This is a genomic window from Pseudomonas sp. FG43 (genome assembly GCF_057809175.1).
Map to the genome: position 1 here is coordinate 115,807 of NZ_JBMDJL010000010.1, position 20,492 is coordinate 136,298.

17 protein-coding genes are annotated in these 20,492 nt (G+C 56.4%); 11 read left to right on the top strand and 6 right to left on the bottom strand.

The window, feature by feature from the left end:
- Positions 1-8 precede the first annotated feature (8 nt).
- Complete coding sequence (mexE, locus tag ACODS3_RS14050; RefSeq protein ID WP_489034824.1) at positions 9-1,250, bottom strand: multidrug efflux RND transporter periplasmic adaptor subunit MexE; 1,242 nt, start codon at positions 1,248-1,250, stop codon at positions 9-11.
- Between the two features lie 366 nt (positions 1,251-1,616).
- Here mexE and ACODS3_RS14055 point away from each other — a divergent pair, with 366 nt between their 5' ends.
- Together ACODS3_RS14055 and ACODS3_RS14060 are read left to right on the top strand one after the other, a co-directional pair.
- Positions 1,617-2,723, top strand: a complete 1,107-nt coding sequence (locus ACODS3_RS14055; RefSeq protein ID WP_236250237.1) for an MBL fold metallo-hydrolase — start codon at positions 1,617-1,619, stop codon at positions 2,721-2,723.
- 158 nt (positions 2,724-2,881) lie between these two features.
- Complete coding sequence (locus tag ACODS3_RS14060) at positions 2,882-4,120, top strand: MFS transporter (protein ID WP_201019602.1); 1,239 nt, start codon at positions 2,882-2,884, stop codon at positions 4,118-4,120.
- Here the strand turns inward: ACODS3_RS14060 and ACODS3_RS14065 are convergent.
- The gene (locus tag ACODS3_RS14065; protein ID WP_201019603.1) at positions 4,117-4,452 is read right to left on the bottom strand and encodes a DoxX family protein; all 336 of its coding nucleotides are present in this window, start codon (positions 4,450-4,452) and stop codon (positions 4,117-4,119) included. The genes ACODS3_RS14060 and ACODS3_RS14065 overlap by 4 nt on opposite strands.
- Positions 4,453-4,795: 343 nt before the next feature.
- On the opposite strand from ACODS3_RS14065, the gene ACODS3_RS14070 reads away from it, so the two are divergent.
- Positions 4,796-5,350 (top strand): TetR/AcrR family transcriptional regulator, encoded by a 555-nt coding sequence (locus tag ACODS3_RS14070; RefSeq protein WP_268939678.1) that lies wholly within the window; start codon positions 4,796-4,798, stop codon positions 5,348-5,350.
- An 89-nt stretch (positions 5,351-5,439) separates the two neighbouring features.
- Here the strand turns inward: ACODS3_RS14070 and ACODS3_RS14075 are convergent, their stop codons facing one another.
- The 4 genes from ACODS3_RS14075 to ACODS3_RS14090 form a co-directional block, all read right to left on the bottom strand.
- Entirely contained in the window at positions 5,440-6,591 is a 1,152-nt protein-coding gene (locus ACODS3_RS14075; protein ID WP_489034826.1) for an MFS transporter, read from the bottom strand.
- 85 nt (positions 6,592-6,676) lie between these two features.
- Positions 6,677-7,912: an aromatic ring-hydroxylating oxygenase subunit alpha gene (locus ACODS3_RS14080; protein WP_489034828.1), complete on the bottom strand. Its 1,236-nt coding sequence runs from the start codon at positions 7,910-7,912 to the stop codon at positions 6,677-6,679.
- 196 nt (positions 7,913-8,108) lie between these two features.
- Positions 8,109-9,485: an MmgE/PrpD family protein gene (locus ACODS3_RS14085; protein WP_489034830.1), complete on the bottom strand. Its 1,377-nt coding sequence runs from the start codon at positions 9,483-9,485 to the stop codon at positions 8,109-8,111.
- Between the two features lie 141 nt (positions 9,486-9,626).
- A complete protein-coding gene (locus ACODS3_RS14090) occupies positions 9,627-10,586 on the bottom strand; it encodes a LysR family transcriptional regulator (RefSeq protein WP_304574051.1) in 960 nt (319 codons plus the stop codon).
- Between the two features lie 367 nt (positions 10,587-10,953).
- Between ACODS3_RS14090 and ACODS3_RS14095 the strand changes: the two genes are divergently transcribed.
- From ACODS3_RS14095 to ACODS3_RS14130, 8 genes are all read left to right on the top strand, one after another.
- Positions 10,954-11,988 carry a quaternary amine ABC transporter ATP-binding protein gene (locus tag ACODS3_RS14095; protein WP_201019609.1) on the top strand — a complete coding sequence of 345 codons (1,035 nt, stop codon included), beginning with the start codon at positions 10,954-10,956 and terminating at the stop codon, positions 11,986-11,988.
- A 50-nt stretch (positions 11,989-12,038) separates the two neighbouring features.
- Positions 12,039-12,992: a glycine betaine/L-proline ABC transporter permease ProW gene (gene proW / locus ACODS3_RS14100; RefSeq protein WP_201019610.1), complete on the top strand. Its 954-nt coding sequence runs from the start codon at positions 12,039-12,041 to the stop codon at positions 12,990-12,992.
- Between the two features lie 42 nt (positions 12,993-13,034).
- Entirely contained in the window at positions 13,035-14,060 is a 1,026-nt protein-coding gene (proX, locus tag ACODS3_RS14105; protein WP_201019611.1) for a glycine betaine/L-proline ABC transporter substrate-binding protein ProX, read from the top strand.
- A 171-nt stretch (positions 14,061-14,231) separates the two neighbouring features.
- Positions 14,232-15,206, top strand: a complete 975-nt coding sequence (locus ACODS3_RS14110; RefSeq protein ID WP_304574053.1) for a GlxA family transcriptional regulator — start codon at positions 14,232-14,234, stop codon at positions 15,204-15,206.
- Between the two features lie 128 nt (positions 15,207-15,334).
- On the top strand, positions 15,335-16,651 hold the full coding sequence (locus ACODS3_RS14115) for an NAD(P)/FAD-dependent oxidoreductase (RefSeq protein ID WP_201019612.1): 1,317 nt from the start codon (positions 15,335-15,337) through the stop codon (positions 16,649-16,651).
- 168 nt (positions 16,652-16,819) lie between these two features.
- Complete coding sequence (locus ACODS3_RS14120) at positions 16,820-17,722, top strand: dihydrodipicolinate synthase family protein (protein WP_201019613.1); 903 nt, start codon at positions 16,820-16,822, stop codon at positions 17,720-17,722.
- A 1-nt stretch (position 17,723) separates the two neighbouring features.
- Complete coding sequence (locus tag ACODS3_RS14125) at positions 17,724-19,214, top strand: aldehyde dehydrogenase (protein WP_489034833.1); 1,491 nt, start codon at positions 17,724-17,726, stop codon at positions 19,212-19,214.
- A gap of 186 nt (positions 19,215-19,400) precedes the next feature.
- Complete coding sequence (locus ACODS3_RS14130; protein ID WP_236250242.1) at positions 19,401-20,414, top strand: GlxA family transcriptional regulator; 1,014 nt, start codon at positions 19,401-19,403, stop codon at positions 20,412-20,414.
- Positions 20,415-20,492 lie beyond the last annotated feature (78 nt).

Below are 20,492 nucleotides of genomic sequence, written 5' to 3' on the forward strand. Positions count from 1 at the left end.
CGAGTCCCTTAGCCGCGAGGCGCAGTTGCGCTGGCGATTTTGACAGCCGCCTTGGGCGTCACTTGTGGCAGGTTGCTGGCTTCGAGGGCCTGGCGTTGTTTAAGCAGTGCAGCCAGTGTTTCGCTGGAAGCCATTGGCGTTACTTCAGGGTCTACAGGCTGGCCAGGACGAACGCGCTGCAAGCCTTTGACGATAATGGTGTCGTCCTTGCCAAGACCGCTGCGCACAATGCGCAGGCCTTCAACCTTGGGACCCAGTTCGACGAAGCGATAGGCAGGCTTGTTGTCCTTCTCCATCACCAGTACGAATTTCTTGCCCAGATCGGTGCCAACGGCTTCGTCGTTGATCAGCATCGCGGAGTAGGTGCCGCTGCCCACCAGCTTGAGGCGTGCATACAGGCCGGGGGTGAAACTGCCATCTGTGTTGTCGAACACAGCGCGACCGCGAATGGTGCCAGTCCTCGGGTTGACCTGGTTGTCGACGAAGTTCATCTGGCCCAGGTGAGGGTTGCCGGTTTCGTTGGACAGTCCCAGGTAGACCGGAGTGGTCTGGCCGCGCTGACCCTTGCGCGCCAGTTCGGTGTACTTGAGGAATACGCGCTCGTCAGCATCGAAGTAGGCGTAGACCTTGTCGGTGGAGACCACGCTGGTCAGAGGCGTGACATCGGCAGTCACGATGTTGCCGGCAGTGATTTCCGCACGGCTGACGCGACCGCTGATGGGCGCAGTGACGCGGGTAAAGCTCAGGTTGAGTTTGGCCACGTCCAGTTGCGCTTGAATCGCCGCAACACCGGCTTTTGCTTCCTGTGCCGAGGTCGTGCGCGAGTCTGCCAGTTCAGCGGAAATCGCATTGTTGGTACGCAGACGCTCACCGCGTTCGGCTTCGTTTTCACTGCGATTGGCTACGGCGCGAGCCTGTTGCAGTTGGGCTTCAAGGCGACGAACTTCTGCCTGGAAAGGGCGTGGATCGATCTGGAACAACAGGTCGCCTTTCTTGACCAGTGAGCCGTCAGTGAAAGCCACTTGATCGATCTGCCCGGAAACCCGCGGACGAACTTCGACGGTTTCCGGCGCTTCCAGGCGACCGGTGAACTCATCCCATTCGTTGATCGGCTGCTCCAGCACTTTGGCGACACTGACTTTGGCTGCGGCTGGAGCCATGGTGGCCTCAGGTGCGCGTCCGCAGGCACTGATCACGATCAGGGCGAGGGCGGTGAGGGGATAGCGCAAATGAGAGAGAGACTGAGACATGGAAAAATCCGCCGATAGTATGAGATGGGCGGATTCTGTTGTGAGGGGGTTCTATTAACGAATCGAATAAACCGAAGGTTATTATCAGTGGGAATGATAAAGGTGATCGATGCCTCGTTTATGACCAGTCTCTTCGTCTGGTTGCTGACAGTCAACCGGCTGATGTCATAGCGTTCAACAGATTATTGAGCCGGGTAGCGGCAGTCCGTGGGACGAATTCATTTGCGACAAGACAGAAAGCAGACGCATTGTTGAATCTCATTCATAGCCGTATCAAGTAATACGGGTCTGGTTCGATACGCCTTCTCTCCCTACCATCGCGGGCAACTTTTGAACGTGGCCTGGGCCGAGATGAGAAAAATCCTGTTGCGAACATTGGCCGTGCTCACGGTCGGTATTGCCGTGCTGGTTGCGGCAGCCTTCTTCTATATGCGTCAGCCGGTTTTCGGGCAGTTGCCTCAGGGCGAGCGGCTTGCCCGCATCCAGGCGTCGCCGAACTATGTGAATGGTGCCTTTCAGAATCAGGAGGACACGCCTTTCCTGACCAATGGTGCTACCCAGTTGTCGATCCGCATCGATAACTTTTTCGCGCAGAAGGGCAAGCCTCGGCCTGCCCATGATATTCCCACGCAAAAGACCGACCTGCGCTCGCTGGACCCACAGGATGATCTGGTGGTGTGGCTCGGCCATTCTTCCTGGTACGTGCAACTGAACGGCAAACGCATCCTGATCGACCCGGTATTCAGTGATCATGCGGCGCCATTGCCCGGAGTGGTGACTGCGTTTGGCGGCACGAATATCTATTCGGTGCAGGACATGCCATGGATCGATGTATTACTGCTCACCCACGACCATTACGATCACATCGATTACCCGACGATCCTTGCCCTCAAGCCTCTGGTCAAACAGGTGGTTACCGGATTGGGCATCGGAGCGCATTTCGAGTCCTGGGGTTATGACGCGGCCAGGGTTCACGAGCTGGACTGGTATGACAGCTATGAAGTCAGCAAGGATCTGAAACTGCATGCGACACCTGCGCGGCATTATTCCGGACGCACACTGACCCGTAATCAGGCGTTGTGGGTAGGGTTTGCGCTGGAATCCCCTCAGCGGCGGCTGTTCTTCAGCGGCGACTCTGGCTATGGCAGCCACTTTGCAGAGATTGGCAAACGCTTCGGTCCGTTCGACTGGGTGTCGCTCGACAGCGGTCAGTACGATCCGCGTTGGGCTCACCTGCACATGAACCCCGAAGAGGCCGCTCAGGCTGCCAACGACCTCGGTGCCCGAGTATTGACTCCGGGGCATGTGGGACGCTTCTCCCTCGCGTCACATGACTGGAACGATCCTTTCCGACGCCTGACTGTGGCCAGCGAAGGAAGGGGCTATGCCCTGTGGACCCCCATGATCGGTCAGCCTGTTCACTTCGACGGTCGTGCCCAGACCTTTGAGGCATGGTGGAACAGCGTCGACTGAAGTGCTGACCCAGCCTCTACATACGCTTCAAGCGACTCGGCTGGCATGGGCCTGAGAATGCCCTCGGCCGAATCATCTGAGCAGGTTATGCGGATTGTGCCGACAGGTTTGTCGCGCAGTTCTCCCACTCTCTCGAAAGCCTCAGCAGGTGGAGAAATATGAATACACTGCAAACCCACCCGGAGCGACAAACGACTCCCGGCCATCCTCCGGCCTGGGGCGCCGTATTTTCAATGGCGCTCTGTGTCGTTGTACTGATCGCATCGGAGTTCATGCCGGTCAGCCTTCTTACGCCGATTGCCCAGGACCTTGGGATCAGCCAGGGGCAGGCAGGCCAGGCGATTTCGATTTCCGGCTTTTTTGCCGTCCTTACCAGCCTTCTGAATACGCCGCTGACCGGGCGATTCGACCGCAAGAAAGTGCTGCTGAGTTTCAGTCTGCTGCTGGTGATTTCTGGCGCAATTGTTACCTGGGCACATAACGGCATGCTCTTCATGACCGGGCGCGCCCTGTTGGGTATCTCGATTGGCGGTTTCTGGTCCATGTCGACCGCGACTGTCATGCGGCTGGTGCCCAAGGACTCCGTTGCAAAAGGCCTGGCACTCATTAACGGTGGCAACGCATTGGCGGCCACGGTTGCTGCGCCATTGGGCAGTTATCTTGGGCAGTTCATCGGATGGCGAGGCTCGTTTTTCCTCGTGATACCGCTGGCCGTGCTTGCATTCATCTGGCAATGGTTGAGCATTCCCGCGATGCGCAGTGAAGCGACTACCCGCTCCAGTAATCCTTTCCGTTTGCTGGGTAATCCTCAAGTCGCGCTCGGGATGCTGGCAATCATGCTGCTGTTCATGGGGCAGTTTGCAGTCTTCACTTATCTGCGCCCGTTTCTGGAAGCCGTCACCGGCGTGAGTGTCACGACGCTGTCGCTCATGCTTCTGTTGCTGGGAGCGAGCGGTGTCGTCGGTACTTACTTCATGGGCTCATTGCTGCAAACCCGTATGTACGCCTATCTCATCGCCATTCCGCTGTCGATGGCAGTCCTCGCTGCGCTGCTGATCGAGATGGGTAGCTCCATGTGGGCAGTGGGAGTCCTGCTCGCGGCATGGGGACTGGTTGCAACGCCTGCGCCCGTGGCGTGGGGGCTATGGTTGAGCAAGACTCTTCCGCACGATGCCGAGGCGGGTGGTGGCCTGATGGTCGCCACCATTCAAATGGCGATCACTGTCGGAGCCGGGCTGGGTGGCATGCTGTTCGACAGCCTGGGCTGGTGGAGTCCGTTTGCCCTGGGCGTCGTGGTCCTGCTCACATCCTCAGCCTTTGCGTGGATGGCGTTGGGGCAGGCGAGTCGGCATGAAGGTGTCGGTGGCACCGAAACTGACTCGCCCAGAGCTTGCTAGGTTGCGCTCCATCCACACACAAGGGCCAGGAAAAGCACCAGGGCAGGAAGAAGTGCATGTTTGTACTCGCGATGGAAGATCAGGGTAGCAAAGGCTCCTCCCATGATTGCAATGGCGAGGATTGAGCCTGCAATCCGTGTCTGCGGAAAAATGAAAAGTATGGCCGCGATAATTTCCAGCCCGCCAGTGACGTAATGGAACCAGCCAGGGTAGCGCCATCGCTCATAGTCTTTCCTGATCCGCGCCGGAGCGATCCAATTCACGATCCCGCCCAACAGAAAGAATGCTGCGAGCGCCCAAGGCAGAGCCTCTGTTAAATCTATGCCAGTCATTACGGTATATCCCATGAGTATCTGCTGAGCCCGGCTGATTGCGGCATGCTGAAAAATGCCTGAAAGCAGAAGCGTTAAAACAGACTGATAGTCTGTTTTTGCGATTTTTAGACTGGCAGTCTATTTTGTCAAGCTGAAGAGCGGCTCCCTCTGGCGCAGGAAGTCGTCTGTTTCGCAAGGAAGACCCCATGCGCTTGGCAAGGTAAACTGCGGGTGCTGACGGTGCGGCAGGCGCGCACAGGTGTTTTGAAATCGATTCGCGAGAAACAAATTGACACTAGAAAACGAGCCCGCTTCGAGCAAATGCACTTCCTTGCGGTCTCGCAAGCCTCAGCAACGCGGCTTGCGAAGTGCCAGGAACATTCTGGAAGCTGCGGCTGTGCTGTTTTCGGAAAAGGGAATCGCTGAAACGAGCGTGGATGATATCGTCCTGCGCGCAGGCTCAAGCAAAGGCACCTTCTATCACCACTATGAATCTAAATCGGCGCTGCTCGCGGCGTTACGCCAGAGTGTGGTCGATGAGTTCGAGGCCGATCTGGATGCCGTACTGGAAACGAGGGCAGGGCAGGACCCCGATGTCCGGCTGGATGCATGGGTCAGTGCCGCTTGTGACTGGTACATTCGCTCGGCGGACCAGTTGCACGATATCGCCTGGAGTAACTATCCCGGGTCTCGCTGGACTGTGGGAAATACCAGGATCATCACGGGGCTGACCGACCTTCTGATCCAGGGACAGAAAAAGGGAATCTTTGTCGTGAACAATCCCCACTCCACCGCGACCTTCATCCTGCGGGGGATGCTCGGTGCAATTGACGATCTCATCCTTTCTGAAAAATCGCTCAAGGAAATCAAGCCGGAGATGGTGGCGCTGGCTCGCAGGAGTGTCGGCTTGCCCTAACTGATTGATTTATATGAGTTCTGTCAGTGAAAGCTCTCTTCTGATGACAACTGTCACTCAGGCAGTGGTGGAGCAAGTTGACGGCAGATTCAAACCTTGAGTAAACGCGCGGCATAGCTGACGAACAGCAGCAGGAACACCAGTGCGCTTAACGCGATTGTCAGTGAACTGATATGTGCTGCCAGGCCAATGAATGCCGGCCCCACAAGGATGCCCGCATACCCCATGGAAATGATCGCCGGGATGGCTGCGCGCTGCGGCATATGGGTCTGTCGCCCTGCGGCGGTAAACAGAACCGGGACGATATTCGAGCAACCTGCACCGACCAGGGCATAACCGAGTAACGACGCTTGCCAGTTGTCGAATAGCAGCGAGACTGCCATGCCCGCCGCCGCGCAGATCCCGCCCAGCGCCACTACGCGAACGCCACCCAGCCTGCTGACGATCATGTCGCCAGTCAGGCGCCCGATGGTCATGGCAGCAGCGAAGCATGCATACCCCAAGCCCACGTAGCTTGGGTACATATCCTGCCGGGACGCGAGAAAGACTGCGCTCCAATCGAGCATGGCGCCCTCGGTCAGGAACACGATGAAACACAGGCTGCCCAGTAGCAGCACAATGCCTCGCGGAATCACAAACAACGGGCCACTCCTTTCAGTGCCGTAGGGCAACAGCATCGGAGCAGCCTTGTAAAGTGAGGCAAGAATCAGCGCGACCAGACACAGTACGCAGAGCAACGGCTCCAGTCCCAGGCTGAGCATGGCCGTCATCGCCCCCGCGCCGACGATACCTCCGACACTGTAGAGACCATGGAAACCGGATTGCAGGGTTTCGCCGCTGTTTTTTTCAACGATGATCGATTGGATATTGATCGCGCAGTCGAGCATGCCCATGCTGGCACCGAACAACAGTACGGATATTGCCAACCCCGGTAGCCACGCCACATGGCTCAAGATCGGCAGTAAGCTGCACAAGGCGATAGTCGAACAGATAATCACCGGGCGACAGCCAAAACGCGCAGTCAGATATCCCGCGAAGGGCATTGCGACGATCGAACCTGTGCCGAAGCCAAACAGCAGCAATCCCAGGCCGCCGTCGTCCAGCCCGGTACGCGCTTTCACCAATGGCACCAGAGGCGCCCAGGCCGACATGACGATACCAGTGATTAAAAACGTGATTCGGGTGGAAACGCGCTCGCCGTAATTGGCATTGATCGCTAAAGAAGGCGTAGAGGTACTCATTGTTGCTGACATCCTTATCTATACGGTTCCAGCTCATGGGCGTCGGTTCTTCAAGTGGAAGAACCGACGTTGCATCGAGTGGCTGTCAGCCAACGGATTTCAATGGAATCGGCCCTTTGAGCCGATCCATCATGGTGGTGCAGTACCAGTCATCAAACTGGCACACTCCGGTCTCGGCCGTTTCCGAGTACGGGCCTGGCTCGTACGACGGAGAGGTCACGCCGCGTTGGGTGCCCTCGACCAATGTCCTGTCCTGATCGTTGGTCGCAATCCAGACCTTGGTCAGGCGATCTATATCGTAGTCAACGCCTTCCACCGCCGTGTTGTGCACCAGCCATTTAGTGGTGACCAGTGTTTCAGTGGCGCTGATCGGCAGCACCCGGAAGCTCAGTGCATGGTCACCGAGGAAGTGATTCCAGGTGGACGGGTAGTGGAAATACAGCAGGGCGCCGATATCGGCTTCGCAGGTCTTGTCCAGCCGGCCGGCGACGGCTGGCTTGCCGTCCATGGTGTAGCTGACGGCACCGGATGAGAGCGGGATGCGGGTCATGCGGAACTGGCCATTGATGTCCATCACCAAACGGCTTGGCAACCCGGCTTTCTCGCACTTCGACCAGTAGGCCGACAGCTCAGGATCATCCTCGCCACTGATGCCACCCACCGAGAGGTTATCGACGAACGAATTCAGTAACTCCGGGTGGGAGCCGTCGCAGTGGTAGCATTCGCGGTTGTTTTCAAAGACCAGTTTCCAGTTGCCTTTCTCAATGATGTTCGACTCGAAGGCCACCTTGCAGTCATTAAGATAATGCGGCGCAATAAACGGGCTGACGGCTTTGCGGAAGCCTTCGAAATCCGGTGCCTTGGCGGCGACGCAAATGTAAATGTAGGTGTCGACGATTTCGCAGTGAACGCTTTTCAGGTTGTATTGCGATTTGTCGAAGTCCTGGCCCATGTTCCCGGCAAACAATAGATTGCCGTCCAGCTCATAGGTCCATTTGTGGTACGGGCAGACCATCTTCGCGACTTTGCCGTGGTCCGCCTCGCAAATCTTTGCGCCACGGTGGCGGCACGCATTGTGGAATGCCCGCACTTCACCATCTTTGCCGCGTACGACGGCCACTGGATAATCACCGACTTGCAGCGTGAAATACTGTCCTGGTTTTGCAAGCTCGAAAGTGTGGCCGGCAAATATCCAGTCCTTGTGCCAGATGTGCTCAAGATCCTGGCGATATACGCTTTCACTGCTGTAAAGAGCGCCGGGGAGCGAGTGCCATGGTTTGCGTTGTGCGATCAGGTCAAAAACGGTTTCTTTATTATTCATTTTTATCCTCCCGGGACATAGATCTTGAGCGGTCACCTTTTAATGTGACTGGTAGAGTCTTGAAAAAAACAGCGTGTTCTTTATTGCCTTGAATGCACATGGCGCAGCTGCCATACGCATGACCCAATAAGGAGACGATAGTCCTCAGCCTATAGGGGGGATGACGGTCGTCACAAACGACATTTGCTATGGGCAATCAATGATTGGAGGTTATGGATGCCGGGCATTCAGCCAGGTTTGAAACCCCTTGGAAAATCGGTGCGAGCGCATCAATGGCAGACGAAGCGTGCCCAAGGTTCTTGATCGCCTGCTTTACTGCAGCACTGCGCTCAAGGCCCAGGCCGGAGGCGAACAGGTCAAATTTCTGATTCAGCTCCTGCGCACTCATCGGGGTTTGCGGGTCCCCTCGGGCTGCGGTGATCGGGCTGACAAGCACTGCTCTGTTCTTCAGGGTGATGATCAGCCGTGAGAGGATCTCGCCGGGAAATCTGGCTGAGAGATCCGCCGCTTCGACAATTTCGATTCGCCCGCTCAAGGCCAGAATGTCGGCTGAGTGAATGGATGCACCGGTCACTTCATCGGGCCCCAGTTTTCCTCGAACGATCAGCGCCGCCAGCGGAAAGGCGAGGGCGTACTGCGCTTGATCGGCATCGGCCGGGGAGTGCCCCTGGAGGCACATCGACTCATGGAAAGTCTCCACACGAATGGCTTCAATCGAATCAGCGTCCAGTTGCGGATGGGTTCGCTGCATTTCGAGCATCGCCGTCAAGGCAGGCTGTGCCCAGCGGCACACCGGCCAGGGTTTGAAATACTGGCTGTCAATCTCCCAGCGCTGACCCATGTCACGCCAGTACTCGGTAACCGAGGCATCTTCCACGGTTTCAGCCGGGGCACCCGTCATGCCTTCCCTGGCCATCAATAGGGCGTTCAAACCGACAAAAGCGCCGGAACCATGGGCGTCGCGCAACATGGTTGGCGCTTGCACGACGCGCATCATCGGGCAGCGTGCGCTGAAGTATTCGGCGATGCCGAGGGCGTGGCGAAAGGTTTGCTGGTCCAGGCCGAGCAGTCGCGAGCCGGCACACACCACACCCATTGCCGAAAAACCACCGGAGGCGTGATACGTGGGCGAGGTCCCCATCAGGGCAGAACCGGCGCGCAGTGCGGTTTCATAACCGATGCACAGGGTCGTCAGCAATTGGTGCCCGCTGATATCCCGGCCGTGGTCGTGCAGTGCGTCTGCCAGCGCGAGCAGTGCCGGAACTACCGTTGCACCTGCGTGGCCCTTGGATTTGAAGTGGCCTTCATGGGCATCAAGGCTGTCGGCACTGAAGCCTCCGGCCCATGCCGCGCCGAGCAGGTTGACACGTTGTCCGTCGAAAATCAGGCGGCTGGTGTAGGTCCCGGCGGGGTAGTGCAGTGTGGCGTAACGCCGAATTGCCATGCTCGTTTCGTTGGAAGCTGCGCCAGCCATGACGCCGACGATATCCAGCAGGCTGTCCTGCACGATTGACCGGGTCTTGAGCGGGGCGTTGAGGAAATCAAAGTCGCGACAGAACTCGAAGAGTGACATTCAACCGTCCTTTCCTGGTGAGTAACCCCGGACCCCTTTTGGCCGGTGCTGCTCAACAATGAGCCAGGAAGGTTGTGTTGCTCTAGCAACATTTTCGTTGGGCAATTGATAACCAAATCGCCCGATGATTGAGGGGGCTGGTTAGCGGCGGGGAAACTTCGACAGGATCCACTCGCGAAAGCGCCGTAGCTCTTCTTCATTGTCCGGGTTTTCACGGCAACTCAAATAGTGCCAGCTGTTTCGCAGTTGAACCTTCTGTTCGATCGGTCGCACGAGCAACCCTTGCTCTACCAGCGGCGTGACCAGGTGATTCCAGCCAAGCGCGATGCCTTGGTGGGTCAGTACCATGCTGATCAGCAGGTTGTAGTCATTGGCATTGAATATCTGCGGGCTGTTGGCCGGGCGGTCGTCGATGTCAATCGCCTGGAAAGCCAGCCAGACGCCCCAGTCGACATGCTCGGCCACTTGCGAACGACCATAGGGGCTCAGGTTCAACAGTGCGGAGTCGCGCACGCCTTCAATGGTCGATATTTCCGGGTGCTGTTGCAGATACTGCGGGGTACATACGGGGTAGATGACGTCATGACATAACGGATAGCTTCGATAACCTTCTCTGATGCGAGAGATCTTGGTGATAAAAATGTCAGGCTGAACACCAGGTTCCATGGTCAGGAAATTCTGGGTAGTGATCAGGTTGAGTTCGATGCCCTCGCTTTGCGCGAAAAATTCCGGCAGGTGATTGGCCAGCCACAGTGCGGAAAAGGCCGGGGAACAACATACCGTCAGGACCTTTTTACTGGACTGACTGTTGCGGATCCGTTCGGCGGCCTGAGCGATATTCACGAATGAAAGCTGTGCAGCATCAAAGAACACCGCGCCGGCGGCCGTCAGTTCCACCGCACGTCCTACCCGGGTAAACAATTGCGCCCCCAGGTAACTTTCCAACTCGCGAATCTGTCGACTGATGGCTGCTTGCGAGACGCACAGGGCTTGTGCCGCACGGGTAAAACTTTCGTACTTGGCGGCCGCGACAAATGCCTTCACAGCCCTCAAGGACGGCATCTTCAGCAAGATGGTGTCAGGGTCGACATGCTTGGTCATTCAAACGCTCTCTTAACGATACAGCTCCCCAATGAAGCGGGAGGAGGGTAACGGAACCCGACATGGAGGGCTACGCCAGCGTCGCTGGCAGGATAGCGTCAGTCGTTCATGGGCGGCAGTTGCCACACCCCGAGAGACGCAACGGCAATCAATAACCTGACGTTATCAAATTGTCCCTGTAAATGTAGTTGGATTAAGCGGGGTGATGCTAATAAATTTGAAACATCCCTTTTTCCTAGGGCCCCAAAAATAATAAAAGGAAGCCCGTCGTGAAGACATCTATTCATTACCGCTGCCGCTTAATTTTATTTTCGCTCGTTTGCATGTCGCTTGATGCGAATACTGCACAACGCGAGGGAGGCAAGGTATGACAAGCTCCGACGAGATCATCTGTGTGCAGAATGTATATAAGGTCTTTGGTACGCAGCCAGCACTTGCAATGAAGATGATTGAAGAGGGCGCTTCAAAAGCTGAAGTGTTCAAAAAGACTGGCCAGGCAATCGGTGTATTTGACGCTAACTTTTCGGTTCGCCGCGGTGAGATTTTCGTGATCATGGGGTTGTCCGGTTCCGGAAAATCGACCATGGTCAGGTTATTCAACCGGTTGATAGAACCCACTTCCGGCAGCATTTTTTTAAATGGAAAGGAAATCACCGGTCTAGCCGACAAGGACTTGTTACAGGTTCGTCGCAAAGACATGGGCATGGTCTTTCAGTCCTTTGCCTTGATGCCGCACATGAGCGTCATCGACAACGTCAGTTTCGGCCTGGAAATCAGCGGTGTCAGCGAAAAAGAGCGTTACTGCCGCGCGATGGGCGCGTTGGAACAGGTCGGGTTGTCGGGACAGGAACTCAGTTTTCCACATCAACTGTCTGGCGGCATGCAACAGCGGGTCGGTCTGGCTCGTGCTCTGGCCAACGATCCGGCCATTCTGCTGATGGATGAAGCATTCTCTGCGCTTGATCCGATGATTCGCAGTGAAATGCAAGGCGAGTTGATCAAGCTCCAGGCCGAGCAGGATCGAACCATTATCTTCATTTCCCACGACATCGAAGAAGCCGTTCGGATCGGTCACCGGATTGCGATCATGGAAGGCGGAAAAGTTGTGCAGATCGGCACGCCGCGTGAGCTTCTGTGCAATCCGGTGAATGATTATGTACGTGATTTCTTCAATGGATTCGATGCCAGCCGGATTCTGAAAGCAGGTGATATCGCTCAGCACGACGCCGGCATCGTTTATCAGCCTGGGTATCAAACTCCCATCAAGGCGGAAGCCTCTCTTCGAGAGATCTTTCATATCGTTGCTGCCTCGGCCACTCCCATGCCGGTTGTAGATGAAGTCGGGTTGTATAAAGGCTCGATTTCACAAGGTCATCTTCTTAGCTGCCTTTGTAGCAACTGAACTCCGAATAATCAGAATTGATAAGCCATTTCTGAGGGCGAGGTAGCACCATGTCTGACTTCAATTTTCTAGACCCCTTTCAAAGTATCAATATCCCTTTGGGCTCATGGGTAGAAACCGCCCTTAAATATTTGGTGCACAACTTTCGGGATGTATTTCGCTCGATCCGCTGGCCGGTCGATCAAGTCCTGGATGGTGTTCAGTGGGGACTGCTGTCGGTGCCTCCCACCGTATTCATCATCATTGCCGGGCTGATCAGTTGGCAGGTCGGTGGCAAGCGCATTGCGATTTTCAGTGTGGCGACGCTGACGGGGCTTGGGCTGATCGGCGTCTGGGCCGATGCCATGGTCACGCTGGCACTGGTACTGACGTCATTGCTGTTCTGCGCCGTCATCGGCATACCGCTGGGCATCCTTTGTGCCCGCAGTGACCGCATGGAAGTGATCATCCGCCCGGTGCTGGATGCCATGCAGACACTTCCTGCCTTCGTGTACCTGGTACCGGTGGTCATGCTGTTCGGTATTGGCAACGTGCCCGGCGTGATTGTCACCATCATTTTCTCCGTCGCGCCGCTGGTGCGGCTGACCAACCTCGGTATCCGCCAGGTTCCGGCCGACAAGATCGAGGCTGCCCGCGCTTTTGGTTGTACGGCCACCCAGATGCTGGTGAAGGTTCAACTGCCGCTGGCGGCGCCGACGATGATGGCCGGGCTCAACCAGACATTGATGCTGTCCCTGTCGATGGTGGTAGTCGCCTCGATGATCTCGGTCGGCGGGCTTGGCTTGATGGTGTTGAGCGGTATCGGTCGCCTGGACATGGGGCTGGCGAGCGTCGGTGGTGCTGGTCTGGTGCTGTTGGCGGTGTTTCTTGATCGACTGACCCAGGCGATGGGGGAGCGCAGCAGTGATTTGGCGACCGGCCAACGCTGGTATGAAACCGGGCCTTTGGGGCTGGTCATGAAACTGAAGAAAAAGAAGAACGTTGTACGTCCAGTGACGAATTAAGTTTGCCTGCTCACCCATTAAAAATTCCAAGCATGGTGAAAAATGAAACTAGCAAATCTGAAAAAAAGCGTCGTTGCGGGCCTGATTGCGTCGGTGTTCGGTACGGTGCTGTGCTCGGCGGCTTTCGCGGCTGATGCCACTAAACCCGGTGCCGGTGTGTCCATTACGCCGATTTTTCCGACTATTGCCGAAGAGCGCTTTCGCGGTGAGGTGGTGATTGCCGGGCTCAAGGAGCTTGGCTACAACGTGAAGCAGCCCAAGGAGACCGACTACCCGGCGATGTTTCTTGCGCTGTCTTATGGCGACGCAGACTTCACCGTGCATGAGTGGGAACACCTGCACGAAGCGTTTTACAACAAGGCCGGTGGCGATGATGTGATGGTCAAGGTCGGTCAGATCATGAAGGGCGTGCTGCAGGGCTACATGATCGACAAGAAGACCGCAGAGGCCTATCAGATCAAGGATCTGTCGGACTTGAAAAGGCCAGAGATCGCCAAGTTGTTCGACAGCAATGGCGATGGAAAGGCCGACCTGACCGGCTGCAACCCCGGCTGGGGCTGCGAAGTCATGGTTGAACATCACATGAAAGCCTATGGCCTGGGGCCAACGGTGGTCGATAACCGCGGGTCTTACTTCGCGCTGATGGCCGATACCATTGCCCGCTATCAACAAGGCAAGCCGGTGCTGTTCTTCACCTGGGTGCCGCAATGGATTGCCAGTGTGCTGGTGGAAGGGCGCGACGTGGTCTGGCTGCCGGTGCCGTTTACCTCGCTGCCGGATGGCAAGGACAGCAAAGATACCTTTCACGACGGCAAGAACCTCGGTTTTCCGGTGGATACGGTTAACGCCGTCATGAACAAAGAGTTCGCCGAGAAAAACCCGGTTGCGCGCAAATTCCTGTCCGAAGTCAGCCTGACCACCGCCGATGAAAGTGCGCAGAACCTGCGTATGCAGAAGGGTGAAAAGTCCCTTGCCGACATCAAGCGCCATGCCGCGGAGTGGATCAAGGCCAACCAGCAAGCCTACGACGGCTGGCTCAGCGATGCGCGTGCCGCAGCGGTGAGGTAATCGGTCCAGGTCCGTGTTGGCGGAGGCCACGTCCCTCGCCAGCACGCCGGTTGTACCTTGTTTCAAGTCATGGGTTTCGGATGGTGCAAGATGGAAACTTTTCAGAGTACGTTGAAGCTACAGAACATCGGGTTTCGACAATCCAGGGGGGCGTCGGGACATGAGCGTATCGTGCGGGTGGCCTTTATCCTGCTCGATCATTTCTCGCTGACAACCTTCTCAACGGCGATGGATGCCCTGGCCACCGGTAATCTGATCAACTGCGACACGATTTATAAAGTCTCAACCTATTCGCTGTCGGGGGGCCTGGTCGAGAGCGATATCGGCGTGCCGCTTTCTTCGGAAAGGCTGGTGGCTGAGGGGTTCAATCACGATGCGGTTATCGTCGTGGGGGGGCAACGTGTCAGGCTTTCGGCCAATCCGCTGCTGCGACGAGTATTGAAAAAAACAGCGGCCAGGGGCGTTGTTGCCGGGTGCTGGAATGCCGCGTTTTACCTGGCTGATGCGGGGTTTCTCGATGGGCTGGACTTCGCGTGTCACAGCGACAGTTGCGGTCTGATCAGCGAGTATTTCCCACAATTGAGCGTGTCCGGCCTCGACTTTACCTTTGAACAGCGCCGCGCCACCTGTGCCAACGCCCATTCAGCGCTGGATATGACCTTGGCACTCATGCAAGAGCTGGGCTCCTGCAATGACGCTTCCCTGGTGGATGAAATCAGACGGGTTCATCAACCCAGGCAACTGGCGCACGATTTTGCGTTCAGTAATGAATGCATTCGATCGGTCGCTATTCCAAAACCGTTGAATGTCGCCCTCAACTTGATGGAAAAACACATCGAGGAGCCGATGGAGATTGATCAAATCGCCAGTCACGTCGGCGTGTCACGACGACAACTTGAAAGACGGTTTGCACGTTATTTGAACGTTGCACCCAATCGATATTATCTGGAGTTGCGCCTGACCCGGGCTCGGCAACTTATTGTGCAAAGTGATCGATCGTTAACGGATGTGGCACTTGCCACCGGGTTTGTCAGTTATCCGCATTTCTATAAGCGTTTCAAGGATCTGTTCGGATTACCGCCAATGACATTCAGGGATAACTATTACGCCAGTGCAGGTCGTTACGCCATTGCTGCGAACTTTTGACTTAATTCATCAAGTGCCAGCGTATTAGCGTCCCGTCGATTAGGTAGCTGTTTTTAATCAACGCCTCTCTGTGCGTTCGCCTCGTGCCGAGTCCGGTTTGTCATTTCAACGATGAATGGTTCAACACTATGAAAGTCAGTTCATTGCCCGCCGATGATGATAGTTGTGGCTGGTTTCATTTGAGCCTGCCACGTAATCCCGAGCCCGCTCACCGAGGCCACAGCGCTGCCCGGTGGGTCATTGTCGGAGCCGGATTCACCGGGCTGGCGGCTGCCCGGCAACTTGCACTGAATTTCCCCGATGACCATGTGGTGCTCATCGAGGCGCAGGAAGTCGGGCTGGGCCCCTCGGGCCGCAATGCGGGTTTCGCCATCGATCTTCCCCATGATATCGGTGCAGAGGATTACATCGGCGATATCGACCTGGCCAGAATGAGTTTGAAACTGAATCTCGCTGGCCAGTCGATCCTGCGCGACCTGGTCGATCAATACAGCATTGATTGCCAGATGAAAGCCTGTGGCAAATATCAGGCCGCGGTGGAGGATCGTGGCATCGCAGTACTCGACGCTTATCGCCGAGGGCTGGAAAAGCTCGATCAGCCATACCAGATGATCGACGCAGAGGGGTTGGCAGAACATTTGGGTACTCGTTTCTACCGTAAGGCGCTTTACACCCCGGGGGCTGTCTTGCTGCAACCGTCGGGCCTGGTCAAAGGGCTGGCGAACCATCTGCCGGCAAACGTCACGTTGTATGAACACACGCCGATCCTTGAAGTGGAATACGGCCAAAAGACTGTTCTGAAGCACGCCCATGGAAGCATTACAGCGGAAAAACTGATCCTGGCGAATAACTCGTTCGGCATGCGTTTCGGATTTCTGCAGGGACGCATGCTGCCCATCTACACCTACGCGAGCATCACCCGACCCCTGACCGAAGAAGAGCAGGCGCGCCTGGGTGGAAAACCCTTCTGGGGCGTGATTCCGGCAGACCCCTTCGGCACTACGGTACGGCGTACTCCGGATAACCGTCTGCTGATTCGCAACAGTTTCAGCTTCAACCCGGATGGTCGCAGCAACAGCAAATACAACGAACGTTTTGTACGCCGGCACAAGGCCTCTTTTGACGTGCGTTTCCCGATGCTGCCGGACGTGACGTTCGACTACACCTGGGGCGGGGCGCTGGCCATGTCGAGAAACCACAACGGATTTTTCGGTGAGCTGGCTGCGAATGTGTATGGCGCGCTGGGCTGTAACGGCCTTGGCGTTACGCGCGGCACGGTAACGGGCACGTTGCTGGCCGACTGGCTGGCGGGGCGGCGTGACGGGTTGATTGATTTCTTGTTGCAAGCGCCTGGACCTAACAGCAACCCACCAGAACCTTTCCTTTCGCTGGGAGTGAACATGAACCTGAAGTGGGGGCAGTACCGTGCCGGACGAGAGAGCTGAGGCTCTATCCATCGGGCACGCCGGGCCGAGTTTGCTGGTGCTGTTTCTCTTCGCGTTCTACGCGCTCACTCAAGCTACAAGAAGCCGCATCGCTGAATTGACCACTGTCTGTGTCCGGCTCGTAACCGGGCGTGCGGATTGAACATTGCAATCACTGGAGAAGACGCTATGAACTTTGACGGAATTTTCACCCCTGCCATTACCCCGTTGTCAGCCGATGGCCAGATCGATTTTTCGGCGTTCGCTGAAGTGCTCGAATACCTGATCGAGTCCAGGGTTCACGGCATCGTGATTGGTGGCTCGACGGGCGAGTACTACGCACATACCACCGCCGAGCGTGTTGCCGTGGCTGAGCGTGCGAAAGAAGTCATCCGGGGGCGCTTGCCGCTGGTGATCGGCACAGGTGGTATCCGCACCGAGGACTCTGTTTACTTCGCCGAGAAGGCCAAGTCGCTTGAGGCCGATGCCATTCTGGTCGGGTCGCCGCCTTATGCACTGCCGACGCAGAAGGAAATTGCCACCCATGTGCTGGCAGTGGACAAGGCGGCCGGTCTGCCGATCATGCTCTACAACTATCCGTCGCGAATGGGCGTGGCGATGGGCGACGAATTCTTCGAGGCAATTGCCAGCTGCAAGAACATTGCCGCCATCAAGGAGAGTTCTGGCGAGATGGCCCGCCTGCACCGCATTGCCAGCGCGCATCCGTCGATTCAGTTGTCCTGCGGTTGGGATGATCAGGCGCTGGAGTTCTTCGCATGGGGCGCACGCAGCTGGGTTTGCGCGGGCTCCAACTTCATCCCGCGTGAACACATCGCGCTGTACGAGGCCTGCGTTATCGAAAGGAACTTCGATAAAGGACGTCGCATCATGTCGGCAATGTTGCCGCTGATGGACTTCCTTGAGAGCGGCAAATTCGTTCAATCGATCAAGCATGGCAGCGAGCTGAGCGGTCTGCGCGCTGGTGGCGTACGCGCGCCGCTGCAACCCCTGGAGGCGTCCGAGAAACAGGCGCTGGAAGATGTGATCAAAACCCTGAAACAGAATGTGGCACGCATCGTCGAGGAGGCTTGAAATGGCAGACCTGTTGAATAAAGAGCAATACCTTGAGTTGGCCGCGAAGCTTGAGTTTCGCAATCAGGCCTTTATCAATGGCAAGTTTTGCACGGCCAGGTCGGGCAAGACCTTTACCACGACCAATCCAGCCACCGGACAGGTATTGACTGAGATTGCCGCGTGTAATGCGCAGGATGTCGATGATGCGGTTGCAGCAGCCAAGGATGCGTTTGAAGACGCCCGCTGGCATTCGCTGGCACCTTCGGCTCGCAAGTCGGTACTGCTGCGTTTCGCCCTGTTGCTCGAAGACAATGCCCATGAGTTGGCGGTTCTTGAGAGCCTGGACAGCGGCAAGCCGATTCGTGAGTGCCAGAACGTCGACGTGCCCGAGACGATCCATACCCTTCGCTGGCACGCCGAGCTGATCGACAAGATTTACGATTCGACCGCGCCGGTAGGTTCTGGGGCGGTGACCATGGTTGTGCGCGAGCCGATTGGTGTCGTCGGTCTGGTACTGCCATGGAATTTCCCGCTGTTGATGCTCGCCTGGAAAATCGGCCCGTCGTTGGCTGCCGGTTGCTCTATCGTGGTCAAGCCAGCCAAGGAAACCACGCTGAGTACGCTGCGCGTTGCTGAACTGGCTCATCAGGCAGGAATCCCGGCCGGCGTGTTCAACGTAGTGCCCGGGGGCGGCAAGGAGGCCGGTGAGCCGTTGGGTCGGCATCCGGACGTGGCCATGGTCAGTTTCACGGGGTCTACCGACACCGGTCGGTTGTTCCTCAAGTACTCCAGTGAGTCCAACCTCAAGCGTATTGTGCTTGAGTGTGGTGGCAAGAACCCCGCAGTGGTGATGAATGATGTCGAAGACATCGATGTCGTCGCCCAGCATGTGGTGAACGGCGCCTTCTGGAACATGGGCGAAAACTGCTCGGCCTCGTCACGGCTGATCGTGCATGCGGATATCAAGGACGCTCTGTTACAGCGCGTACAGGTCCACCTGGATGACTGGAAAACGGGTGATCCGCTGGACCCGGAAAACCGCTTGGGGGCGATGGTCAGCAAGGCGCATTTCGAGAAAGTACGTTCTTACCTCGACGTAGCCAAAGAAGAAAAGCTCAAGGTGCTGGTGGGTGGCAACACGGCCAAGGATATTTTCGTCGAGCCGACCATTGTTGATGGCGTGAGACGTGACAGTCGTTTGTTCCAGGAAGAGATCTTCGGTCCTGTACTGAGCGTGACCACGTTCCAGTCGGTCGATGAAGCCATCGTCCTTGCCAACGACACCGCCTATGGCCTGGCTGCTTGCGCCTACACTGGCAACCTGCGTCATGCTTTGAAACTGGCGCGTGGCATTCGTGCCGGCATCGTCACCGTGAACTGCTTCGGTGAGGGCGACGCTTCCACACCTTTCGGTGGATATAAAGAGTCCGGTTTTGGTGGCCGCGACAAGTCAATCTGGGCGCACGACCAATACACCGAGTTGAAAACCATCTGGATTGATGCCTCCTGATGGCGTCTTGATGCTTGATCCAGAATTGTCCCGGTCAATTGATGTTTCGCGCGGGGCGATTCTGGTTGATGATTGAAATGACCGTTCTGGCTGAAAGCTGTGCTTTGTAAGTTGATGCGGTCATGGCAGCGGGATTTTTTGCAGCTCAACTTTATCGTGCAGGCGTCTGACATCAAGGTGGTTGAAGTGATAGAGCCGCGAAGTTTTTGTGGAACCCTCAAAGGGAAAAACCTCAGGTATCTTAAAAACGAGAAACCTGTAACGAGCACTTATTGTGCAGTGGGCTTCATTTTACTCGATCATTTTTCCCTTCCTTCTTTTACCAACGCTCTGGATGCGCTGGTCACTGCCAATTTATTGCGACCTGATCTGTTCACCACCTGCACCTTTACCTTGAGCGGGGAAGAGGTGATCAGTGACTTGGGAATCCGTATCCGTCCTGATCAGAATCTTTCCAGCTATCCCGTCACCGAGCTTGATCTTTTGGTGGTTTGTGGCGGCTTGCGCACGCCATTAAACGCTGATGCGGGTTTGCGCCTGTTACTCAAGAAAGCCTCAGAAAGGGGAGTGGCCCTGGCGGGGCTGTGGAATGCGGCATGGTTTCTCGGGCAGGCGGGCCTTCTGGATGCCTACAGGTGTGCGATTCACCCCGAGCATCGTCCCGCACTCGCAGAAGCTGCGCCTTACAGCCAGGTAACGAGTGAGAACTACATTGTCGATCGTGACCGTTACACCTGCGCCAGCCCAAACGGGGCGTTCTATCTGATGCTGGACTGGATTGGTCAATCTCAGGGAGCCACCCTGGTCGACGGTATTACAGATATCCTGGCGTTTGAGACAACCCGATATCGTCGCCTGAGTCCGGCGATTCACATCAAGATGGCAGCGCCGTTGAGAGAGGTGGTCAAGTTGATGGAGGCGAATCTTGAGGAACCGTTGGATCTGGAACAGATTTCGGGGTGGGTCAGCCTGTCAAGGCGTCAGATAGAGCGGTTGTTCAGGGCTCAGCTCGGCACCACTCCTTCGCGCTACTACCTTGAGCTGCGTGTGACGGAGGCGCGCCGTTTGCTCCAGTACTCCAGGCTTTCAATCGTTCAGGTTGCTGTGGCGTGTGGATTCATATCGCCTAGCCATTTCAGCAAGTGTTACACCTCCTACTTCGGTTATTCCCCCTCCCGAGAGCTGCGGATGGAGTTTTAAATACTGAAAGCACGCTCTGTGCCGAAGTTAGCTATCGGAGATCTTTTGAGCAAAGTTGATATCGAAATCCCACTGAAG